The following is a 9,604-nucleotide window of genomic DNA, read 5'->3' as shown; positions in this document are numbered from 1 at the left end:
TAAGGACGGGGATGTAATTCTTAGTTTTCTTGCTACCTTATATTCAACCTTCGGATGGTCCAGTACTTTTCCCTTTCTGATTTTTGCTACATTTTTCAGATAGTCTGACAAACCTATATCTCCTGATATCATGATAGAAAATTTACCATCGCAAGGGTCGGCTTCCGGAGCTATGCACAGGCCACTGCCAAAATATCTGCCATTGGCGATTACCAGCGAATTGATCTTGCCCTCCCACTTCCAATTGTCAGCCTCACATAATACAGGCTGATTGGTGTAGCTAAAGAACGTCCTCACTATAGCTCCGAAGAAAGTGATGTCGGACCCGAAAACCTTTGATGAGCCATTAACCCTTTTAACAACCTCCGCACCAATGCCCAGGTCTGCAATATTGATAAAGTACCGTGTATACGTCAGGTCACCTACTTTCTGTTCGATCAGCCCCAGGTCAAGTTTTTTGGAGCTTCCCTTTTCTATCAACTGCAACAGTTTTTTGAGTGACTTCGGTGCCCGAATGGTTCTGGCGAAGTCATTGGCAGTTCCATAAGTCAACATGCCCACGTGGCAATGAGGTTTGGTCGATTTTTTTACACCATTAACGGTTTCATTTAAAGTACCATCCCCACCCACTGCTATAATGTGAGTGCAGCCGGAATCAGCCAGGTTCATGGCAATGACCGTGGCATCTCCTATGGCAGAGGTCTCTTTTACTACTATATCCAGATGCTGACTTGTATGGATCAGCTTTTTAAATTCCTGTTGGAGACGTTTTTGCCTCCCTTTCTTACCATTTACAACAAAGCCAATCTTTAGCATCTTATTTTAAGGTTAACCCATAAAGGTATACAGGTGTCAGTAAACAGACAATAGATTTTTTTGTTAACTCACTATATTTACAATCCATCAAATGAAAATCTATGAAGGCTATTTGGAACGGTGAAACTATTGCAGAGAGTGATGACACTATAGTGATCGAGGGAAATCACTATTTTCCGGCAGAAGCGGTGAAAAAGGAATTTTTGAAGAAATCAGAGACTAATACGGTTTGTCCCTGGAAAGGAACGGCATCATATTATACGCTGGAAGTCAATGATGATACAAATAAAGATGCAGCCTGGTATTACCCTGAAGCAAAAGAGGCGGCAAAACCTATAGAAGGAAGAGTAGCTTTTTGGAAAGGGGTAGAAGTGGTGGAGTAAATCAGCTATTTTGCTTTCTCAAACTGAAATAAAACAGCAGGCTTAGCAAAATGCTCATACCGGCACAGCTCCACCAGAGTATGTCAAAACCGGCTCCGGCAACTACACGCGTACCCAAAAATGGGGCAAGCGTAAATGCAGAGGCCCAGGCCAGCGAGTATAGCCCGATGTAACTTCCCTGATTACCTTTACCTGCTTTGTTGATTACATGGGTGACCATGAAAGGCATGGCCATGATCTCAGCAAAGCTTAACAGGATAACGGCCACTATGAGCAGGGAAATGCCACCGGCGACATTGAGCACGGCGTAGGATACGCCACAAAGGGATGTTCCGATCACAATCATTTTCATAATGGTCACCCTCTTTTCAAAATGATGCACAAGGATCATTTCGAAAAGGAACACGATAAGCCCATTCAGCCCGAGCAGGATCCCTATTGTGCCTTCTGATAAATGGTGGGATTCCCGGTAGAATATAGGAATAGTATTGAAGAGCTGGAAAAATACCATCGCATAACCGGCCACAAGCAATACAAAGAGTAAAAATGAATAGTCAAGATAGGGTGATTTATCCTTCAGTGCCTCGCTTGTATGGGGTACCTCTTTTACCTTTCTCGGAGTTTTGTTTCTGAAATAGACAAAGAAAAATATTCCGGCCGAAATACAGGTGAGGCCGTCTGCATAAAAAAGAAGCTCGTAAGAATGCGAAGCCAGAATACCTCCAAGAGCAGGGCCGATAGAAAAGCCAAGGTTGATGGCCATCCTGTTGAGCGAGTATGAACGCGTTAGGTTCTCCGGTTTGGAATAAGAAGCAATAGATGCCGTATTTGCCGGCCTAAGTGACTCTACCGTCATGCTTACCAGAAATACAGCTACTGTAAGCCACTCAAACTCGGTGATGAGAGGAAGAAACAGAAAGAATATACCTCCTAAAACCAGGCTAAGGAACTGTACCAGGAAATTTCCTATCCTGTCTGACAGCCAGCCTCCTAATAATGAGCCGGCCATGGCTCCTAATCCGTATGAGGCCAACACAATACCAGTTTCCCTGATCCCGAATTTGAGGGATTGGGTGAGGTAAATACTCAGGAATGGCAACACCATAGAGCCTGCCCTGTTGATGAGCATCACTACGGCCAGCATCCAGGCTGGTTCGGATAGCCCGCCGTAAGCCTGCTTATAAAGGTTCAGGATCTTTGTCAATTTTTCGCCTATTAAAAATATTATTGCTTACGCTTAACGTAGCTGGCGGTTGCTTTTTACACAATATTATTTGAGCGGACAAAGGCGAAAAGAATGGGGATGCTGCTTGTACAACTCGGCTAAGGCCGACGTCGTGTCCTACCAAGAAATTTGAAGGCATCTACCAGCATGTAAGTGCCAACAACTCCAGTAACACCACCGGCTATCAGAAGCCCCTGACCCAGTTCATCATTTTCACGGCCAAGCATAAGGCCTCCAGCGATGGTTATGGTATATCCCAGAGTAGCTACCAATATACCTCGTTGGAATTTTGACTTAGATTTCTCCAGGTTTAGGTGTATGTTGTCTACATCAGCCTGTAGGGTCAGTACCTGCTGCTTTAGCGTGTCCAGGCCAGGGTAACGTTCCTGTCCGTATGTGGTTAAGGTCAATAGTGAGAACAGTAAGATTAGAAATGAGCTTCGTAACATGTTGATTAAGTAGGTTTTGTTTACTAAACCTACGAAACAGCTTTATCATAAAAATGTTTAAGTATTAAGCCAGTTTTTAAAATCTTTCACTTTTTTTCTGCTCACTATAAGCTTTTCCTCACAAGGAATTTTCAGGATTAGCTCCAGGCGGTTATTGTAATAGCTCTTTACTTCACGAATGGCATCAATGTTAATAATAAATTGCCGGTTGATCCGGAAAAAGGACTGGGGATCAAGCAACCCGTCATCCAGCTCTTCCAGGGTGTGGTCTATGATGTATTGCTTGCAGGTAACTTTTTCAACAATATGGCAGATCTTATCTTCCGCGTACAGGTAAGCAATCTCTTCGGCATTTTTAAACTGCATGCGCTTACCGAATTTTACAAGAAAGCGCTTTTTGTAGGTCTTGCCACTTTCGCGGAGAATGGTGCTGATCAGCTTCTTGTCAATAATGGGTACACGCTGATTTTCCTTGAGCCGTTCGAATTTTTCCAAAGCAGCCTTGAGCGCTTCATATTTAATAGGCTTCAGCAGGTAGTCAATGCTATTTAGTTTAAAAGCATTTAAAGTAAACTCATCATATGCCGTAGTAAAGATCACTGGAGTATAAAATCTTACCCTGTCAAAAATTTCGAAACTCTTGCCATCTGCGAGCTGAATGTCCAAAAGAATAAGGTCAGTTTCATGTTCACGCTCCTGAATGAATTTTACTGTACCCTTTACCGTATCTATCCTCTCCAGGACATAAATATCAGGGCTGTATTGTTTCACCAATTCTTCGAGGCGCTCAGCAGCAAGTTCTTCGTCTTCTACAATGAGTACGTTCATTCGATTTCGATTAAAGGGACCTTAACTATAAAATTGCCATTTGACTGGACGATCAAGGCATCCTTTCCGCACAAATAATCATACCGCTCTCTGATATTCTTTAGCCCAAGCTGTGTAGAAGGCTCTTTTACAGGCTTTAGCTGGACATTATTTTCCACAATCAGATAATCATTATTGCTGTGAAGCTTGATCGTCAGGGGTTCGGCTCGCGAAACGATGTTGTGTTTAATGGCATTTTCTATGAGAAGCTGCATAGTAGCAGGTGCTATATATTTTGACTTGTGCTTCTCATCTATGGTGTTTACAATGTTCAGATTTTCCTTAAATCTCATTTTGAGTAGGAAAATGTAAGATTCAATAAAAGTAAGCTCTTCCCATAACCTGACTACCTTATTTTCCTGATTATAAAGCAGGTACCTGTATACATTGCTTAGCTGCTCTATGAACCTGGAGGAGGTGTCAGCATCTTTATGTACCAGAGAGGAGAGTACATTGAAACTGTTGAATAGAAAGTGAGGGTTGATCTGGTTGCGAAGGGCTTCAAACCGGGCTTCGGCATTCTGCTTCTTCAATCTTTCCGTTTCCAGTTGAGCATTTTTGTATTGATTTACAAAAAACACAATGGCATTGATACTATGCAAAAACAGGTTGACCCTGAATGCAAAGCCCAATGCAAGTTTGAAAGTGAGTATTTCATTGATGGATGCACCTTTGAATATCTCAAAGCCAAGCGTAACCAGAAAAGCAATAAACAGCACATTGATGAGGCTGAGGCCGAATAAAACAAAAAGCGGGTGGAATTTCCTGAACTGCCATTTCATTGCAAATGTAGAAAGCACTCTGTTGCCTTCCCAGATCAGAAAAACTATACATAGAAGTATACCGAAAAAGAGAAAAGGGTTAAGCACAAAGCCAAACAGTTTATCCCCTTCCGTAAAAAGTATGTTGAGGAAGGAGTATGCTGCCAGCAATAAAATAAAAATGTAACGGTACTTAATTCCAAACATCGGTTCACAACATGAAAGTAAGAGGGTTTAATTTATGAAAAGAGCGGCATACCGCCGCCCCTTTCATAAGCATTTTTACAGAGCAGTGTCTACAGGAAGTAGCACGGCATCAATAACATGTATTACACCATTAGTAGCCAGCACATCAGTACTTGTAACAGTGGGGTTGGCAACATCCGGATCGTAGTCGGTAAGGGATACGCCATCACCTACATTGATTGTTATATTCGTATCACTCGGATCCTGGGCATCAGAAAGGGTAGTTGCCACCAGGCCGTCTGTGAGATCAGATGAAAATACGCGACCACTCAACACATGATAAAGCAGGATATCCGCCAGTAAAGCATCATCCACATCAGCAGGACCGCTTACACCCAAAGCGGTATAAAGAGCCTGGAAAGCATCATTTGTTGGAGCAAATACCGTGAAAGGTCCCTCAGGGCTTTGCAAAGCGGCCACCAATCCGGCCTCGGTAAGTGCGGCGGCCAGGTCTGTAAACCCTGCGGCCTGAGCGATAGCAACAATGTCATCGCTATCCTCAGGTAGCAAGGTCCGGTTGATCACATGTACTACGCCATTGCTATAATCCAGCGCCTCTCCCGATTCTGTAGCAACAACGACCTGTGAATTTCCATTAATGAATACACCATTTGAATTGTTGGTAAGATAAAAATCACCGTTTAATGTACCTATGGCAGTAGCGAAACCTCCTGCTGTAGATGGCAGGTCAGAAGCAAAATTTTCCGTTCCTAAAACATGGTATGTCAATATTGGTGTCAAAGCAGCTTTGTCCAGGCCATCCAGTGATGTTATTCCTGCAGCCTCAAAAGCCTCATTGTTTGGCGCAAAAAGGGTATAATTAGCGCTTCCGTCGATCAATGTTTCTAACAATTCTGCCTTCACAACGGCTGCGGTAAGTATGCTAAAGTCCTTATTGAAATATGCAGGTTCTACTATCGTATTGACAATACTTGCCTCCAGGGAAGGTACAAGCACTGCATCAATTACATGTATGATTCCATTGTTTGCTTCAATGTTTGCCGTGGTCACGTTGGCATTGTTGACCATCACATCGCTTCCTGATATACTGATGGTTACCTCATCGTCACTACCTAATGCAGTAGCAGCCATTTGTCCGTCACTTAGGTCAGAAGATGCAAGGGCTGCACTTGCAATTACATGGTATTGAAGCACTCTTTTCAATACATCTTCGGGAATATCATCCAGTTCATTCTGGCCAATCACTCCAAGCAAGTCGGCAAAAGCAGCGTTGGTAGGAGCAAACACCGTAAAGCTGCCATCACCATTCAGCAGATTGACAAGGTCGGGAAATTTGGTAAGCGCCTCTACCAATATGCTAAGGTTTGAGTTGGCCTGGGCAATTTGTACAATAGAAGGTGGTGGTGGCAGTAGCACCTGATCAATAGTATGAATAACACCATTGCTTGCTTCAACATCAAAAGGAGCGCTGATATTAGCACCATTTACGGTTAGAGCAGAAGCATCTATGGCAACAGTGGCTCCGTTGAGTGTGGCTACATCGCCTGTGGCCAGATCGGATGACATTACCTCGCCACTTACAACGTGGTAAAGCAATATAGCTTCGAGGTTTTCAACATCACCGACGTTATCGGCTGTAATACCTGCGGCTGCAAAAGCAGCATCGGTAGGTGCAAATACGGTAAAAGGGCCTGTAGCTTGCAGATCATCCACCAGATTAGCTTCGGTAAGTGCTGCGGCCAGTGTGTTATAACCATTGGCAACGGCCACATCCACAATATCCTGAGGCTCGGGATTGCCTCCATCATCGTCATCCCCACATCCGGTAAAAACAAGCAGAAGCATGGATAACGAAAGCACGGAATAAATCCCTTTGCCTGATAAGTAGTTAACGAGTTTCATAGTTTTATTTTTTAGATGAACATTTGGTTTTTTCATCGTTTTAACGACCCTCCCGGACAGGTGTCACGGCCTTATGGAGTGAAGTGTAGCTTTTGAGTAGTGGAGTGTATCTGTTAGGAGTGAATGGTGTCAAATCCCCATAGGTAGCAGGAACAATTTCAAAAAAAACAATACATAGAATTATGAGGTATTGTAATTCTATGTATATTTGTTCTATGTATTCAAAAGAACTTTTAAAAGGGACTCTATCGGTCATTATTCTCAATTTGTTGGCAGAAAATGGGCGCATGTATGGTTATGAGATTTTTCAGAGGGTTAAAGAGCTTTCTGATGAGAAAATCTTACTAAAGGATGGCTCCCTCTATCCGGCTTTGCAAAAGTTGAGTAAAGATGGATTGTTATCATATGAGGAGGAGTATTTGGGAAAAAGAGTAAGGAAATACTATTATCTGACTCCAAAGGGGAAGCAAGAAAAAGTGGTTTATCTCGAAGAACTCAAAGATTTTATGATGACGTTGAATAAAATTATTTTTCCACAAGCAGGAACCATATGAAGCTAACAGAACAACAGGAAGAGATGATCCGGGCATTTGTGGAGGCGCAGGGTGTAAAACGGCCAACACTATGTGATGACTTAGTTGATCATTTGTGTTGTGTGATTGAAAGTCAGCGAGCAGCAGATACGCCATTTGAACAGATGTTGGAAAATGCAGTCAGAGAACTGGCACCCGACGGACTTGCGGAGATCGAGTACCAAACGGTGTTTTTACTAAACTCTAAACGAATAATAATCATGAAAAAACTAACGTATTTTATCGGATTTATTGGTTCGGTGGCTTTGGCTGCCGGTGTTTTGTTTAAACTACTTCACTGGTCTGGCGGTAATCAGCTATTTATATCGGGCTTTCTTACTTTACTACTGATTTTTATTCCATTTGTGGCCTTTGACAGATATAAGGTAGCCATCTCAAAAGCACTATCAGAGCGCTTAAAAATTATTTTGGGTGCTACTTCAGCAATTATTACCGGTATAGCCGCTCTATTCAAAGTTCTTCATTTACAGGGAGCCAACATCATGTTAATACTCGGAGCTTTCATTTTTATAGCTGGATTTCTCCCTTTTCTCTTTTTTACTATGTATAAAAAATCAGTATCCTGATAATAAAAAAGTATTGAGTGAGCTTATAGTGACAGGTCTCTAACCTGCTGCCTATAAGATTTCCCAACAGGCAACTCTTTGCCGGCCACGGTTATCCATTGGGTTCCTTTGGAACTGATGTTGTCTTTGTTGACTATATAAGATTTGTGAATTCTGATGAAGTTGTCCGGCAGGCTTTGTTCAAGGTTTTTCAAGGCCTCCAGGCTCATCAGCTTTCCTTCTTTTAAGTGGTAAGTAACATATTCACGGGCGCCTTCAATGTAGTTAATGTCGGAGTATCGGAGCCGGTGGGTTTTATGGTCAGCTTTTACTATCCAGTAGCTTTCGGTTTGCTTTGGCAGGTTCTCAATTCTCTTATGGGCTTTTTCCGAAGCTGTAAGGAACCGCTCAAAGGAAATGGGTTTAACGAGATAATCAATCACATCCAACTCATAGCCTTCAAGGGCATAGTCAGGGTAAGCGGTGGTGAATATGGCAGCGGGTTTGTTTTGCAGGGAGCGCAAAAATTCAGTACCCGTAAGCTCAGGCATCTGGATGTCGACAAACATCAGGTCGACCTTGTTTTTCTTCAAAAAGTCCAGTGCCTCTACCGGGTTTTTGAAACTATGAAGGTGGGTAAGGTATGGGATCCTTGAAATATAACTTTCTATAATAGCACGTGCGGGAAACTCATCATCTATTACAATGCAGTTCATTTTAGCTCTAGTTTTAGGTCTATACCAAATACATCTCCCTCTTCCCGGATGTTTAATTCATATTTACCGGCATAAAGATACTCCAGCCTTCTTTTAACATTTTCAAGGCCGATTCCGCCGGTTTTGTCTTTTGTGCCAGCCTTGCCTACCGTATTGCGCACCAGCAGTTGGAGTGTTTGTCCTGAGGTGGATAATTTAACCTCTACAAAGCCAATGTCATCATCCAGATTACTATGCTTAAATGCATTTTCAATAAAAGGGATCAGTATCATAGGGCTGATATTTTTATGGCCATCAACCGCTGACAAATCAACCCTTATGTCAGGTTGTTTTTCAAATTTGATGCGTTGAAAGTCAATATAATCATTAATATAATTTATCTCCCGGCTGAGCAACACCTGTTTTGCATTGGTTTCATAAAGCACATATTTCATCATTTCGGAGAGCTTCATGATCATATCCGGTGTTTTCTCGCCCTTTGTGGTGGCCATGTAATAGATGTTATTCATGGCATTTAATAAAAAGTGAGGGTTGATCTGGGACTTTAAAAACTTCATTTCCGTTTGCAGGTTCTCATTCATCAGGTTAACCTCACGCTGTTTTCTTTGCTGGTTTCTTCTTATCGTCCAGTAGGTAGAGCTTATGAACAACACTGCGAGGGAAGAGATAATGTTGTTAATAAATATCCGGCTTCTGAATGCACGCTCCAACCTTGGAGCACCATGAAACCTTCGGTGTCTGCCGGTCTCCAGTGCATCATGAATAAAAGGCAGTTCATTTGAAAGTGAGAACAGGATATAGGTAAAAACTATCAATACTGCCAGAGAGAGAAAGTAGCCGACATACCTATTCCTTTCTAGAAGCTTGGGCAACAGTATAAGGTAGTTCACATAAAACAATATCGCATGTATGGCTACTATCCTGATGGCCAGAATGATAGAAGCTTCGGCATCAAAGGGAAATGAGAGGAAATAATAATGAATTAGTAAATAGCCTATCCATAACAAAACGGACAAGACTATAAGCTGAATACGTTGATTTGCCATATACTAATCTACATTTTTTGAGGCTACGAGCGTTTAAGTTTCAATGTAAAGGCATCTTTTTTCAACCAACGTCATCTTTATGTATTCCATACCC

Annotated in this window: 11 protein-coding genes; 3 read left to right on the top strand and 8 right to left on the bottom strand. The window is 42.3% G+C overall.

The window, feature by feature from the left end:
• On the bottom strand, positions 1-816 hold an 816-nt coding region (locus E1163_RS05940; protein WP_155170503.1), incomplete at its 3' end, for a diacylglycerol/lipid kinase family protein.
• A 101-nt stretch (positions 817-917) separates the two neighbouring features.
• Here E1163_RS05940 and E1163_RS05935 point away from each other — a divergent pair.
• Positions 918-1,199 (top strand): DUF427 domain-containing protein, encoded by a 282-nt coding sequence (locus E1163_RS05935; RefSeq protein WP_155170501.1) that lies wholly within the window; start codon positions 918-920, stop codon positions 1,197-1,199.
• A 1-nt stretch (position 1,200) separates the two neighbouring features.
• Here E1163_RS05935 and E1163_RS05930 read toward each other — a convergent pair whose 3' ends face one another.
• From E1163_RS05930 to E1163_RS05910, 5 genes are all read right to left on the bottom strand, one after another.
• A complete protein-coding gene (locus tag E1163_RS05930; RefSeq protein ID WP_155170499.1) occupies positions 1,201-2,403 on the bottom strand; it encodes an MDR family MFS transporter in 1,203 nt (400 codons plus the stop codon).
• 119 nt (positions 2,404-2,522) lie between these two features.
• Positions 2,523-2,873 (bottom strand): hypothetical protein, encoded by a 351-nt coding sequence (locus E1163_RS05925; RefSeq protein ID WP_155170497.1) that lies wholly within the window; start codon positions 2,871-2,873, stop codon positions 2,523-2,525.
• 57 nt (positions 2,874-2,930) lie between these two features.
• The gene (locus tag E1163_RS05920; RefSeq protein WP_155170495.1) at positions 2,931-3,701 is read right to left on the bottom strand and encodes a LytR/AlgR family response regulator transcription factor; all 771 of its coding nucleotides are present in this window, start codon (positions 3,699-3,701) and stop codon (positions 2,931-2,933) included.
• The gene (locus E1163_RS05915) at positions 3,698-4,708 is read right to left on the bottom strand and encodes a sensor histidine kinase (RefSeq protein WP_155170493.1); all 1,011 of its coding nucleotides are present in this window, start codon (positions 4,706-4,708) and stop codon (positions 3,698-3,700) included. Before E1163_RS05915 ends, E1163_RS05920 begins: the two co-directional genes overlap by 4 nt.
• A 75-nt stretch (positions 4,709-4,783) precedes the next feature.
• The gene (locus E1163_RS05910) at positions 4,784-6,610 is read right to left on the bottom strand and encodes a fasciclin domain-containing protein (protein WP_185155984.1); all 1,827 of its coding nucleotides are present in this window, start codon (positions 6,608-6,610) and stop codon (positions 4,784-4,786) included.
• A gap of 215 nt (positions 6,611-6,825) precedes the next feature.
• Here E1163_RS05910 and E1163_RS05905 point away from each other — a divergent pair, with 215 nt between their 5' ends.
• Together E1163_RS05905 and E1163_RS05900 are read left to right on the top strand one after the other, a co-directional pair.
• Positions 6,826-7,164, top strand: coding sequence for a PadR family transcriptional regulator (locus E1163_RS05905; RefSeq protein WP_221417945.1), 339 nt, complete (start codon positions 6,826-6,828; stop codon positions 7,162-7,164).
• The gene (locus E1163_RS05900; RefSeq protein WP_155170489.1) at positions 7,161-7,769 is read left to right on the top strand and encodes a hypothetical protein; all 609 of its coding nucleotides are present in this window, start codon (positions 7,161-7,163) and stop codon (positions 7,767-7,769) included. Before E1163_RS05905 ends, E1163_RS05900 begins: the two co-directional genes overlap by 4 nt.
• Positions 7,770-7,792: 23 nt before the next feature.
• On the opposite strand, the gene E1163_RS05895 is transcribed toward E1163_RS05900, so the two are convergent.
• Both E1163_RS05895 and E1163_RS05890 read right to left on the bottom strand, forming a co-directional pair.
• Positions 7,793-8,464 carry a LytR/AlgR family response regulator transcription factor gene (locus tag E1163_RS05895; protein WP_155170487.1) on the bottom strand — a complete coding sequence of 224 codons (672 nt, stop codon included), beginning with the start codon at positions 8,462-8,464 and terminating at the stop codon, positions 7,793-7,795.
• Positions 8,461-9,510 (bottom strand): sensor histidine kinase, encoded by a 1,050-nt coding sequence (locus tag E1163_RS05890; RefSeq protein ID WP_155170485.1) that lies wholly within the window; start codon positions 9,508-9,510, stop codon positions 8,461-8,463. Before E1163_RS05890 ends, E1163_RS05895 begins: the two co-directional genes overlap by 4 nt.
• Positions 9,511-9,604 lie beyond the last annotated feature (94 nt).

The organism is Fulvivirga kasyanovii (assembly GCF_009711405.1).
GTDB classification, from domain to species: Bacteria; Bacteroidota; Bacteroidia; order Cytophagales; family Cyclobacteriaceae; genus Fulvivirga; species Fulvivirga kasyanovii.
The sequence above is the reverse complement of the archived record's forward strand: the minus strand, read 5'-3'. Positions and strand labels throughout refer to the sequence as shown.

Bases quoted from the DNA above. Each gene is read 5' to 3' on its own strand.
- E1163_RS05910 (WP_185155984.1), bottom strand. From the start codon at position 6,610: ATGAAACTCGTTAACTACTTATCAGGCAAAGGGATTTATTCCGTGCTT.
- E1163_RS05925 (WP_155170497.1), bottom strand. From the start codon at position 2,873: ATGTTACGAAGCTCATTTCTAATCTTACTGTTCTCACTATTGACCTTA.
- E1163_RS05935 (WP_155170501.1), top strand. From the start codon at position 918: ATGAAGGCTATTTGGAACGGTGAAACTATTGCAGAGAGTGATGACACT.
- E1163_RS05895 (WP_155170487.1), bottom strand. From the start codon at position 8,464: ATGAACTGCATTGTAATAGATGATGAGTTTCCCGCACGTGCTATTATA.
- E1163_RS05900 (WP_155170489.1), top strand. From the start codon at position 7,161: ATGAAGCTAACAGAACAACAGGAAGAGATGATCCGGGCATTTGTGGAG.
- E1163_RS05915 (WP_155170493.1), bottom strand. From the start codon at position 4,708: ATGTTTGGAATTAAGTACCGTTACATTTTTATTTTATTGCTGGCAGCA.
- E1163_RS05920 (WP_155170495.1), bottom strand. From the start codon at position 3,701: ATGAACGTACTCATTGTAGAAGACGAAGAACTTGCTGCTGAGCGCCTC.
- E1163_RS05890 (WP_155170485.1), bottom strand. From the start codon at position 9,510: ATGGCAAATCAACGTATTCAGCTTATAGTCTTGTCCGTTTTGTTATGG.
- E1163_RS05905 (WP_221417945.1), top strand. From the start codon at position 6,826: ATGTATTCAAAAGAACTTTTAAAAGGGACTCTATCGGTCATTATTCTC.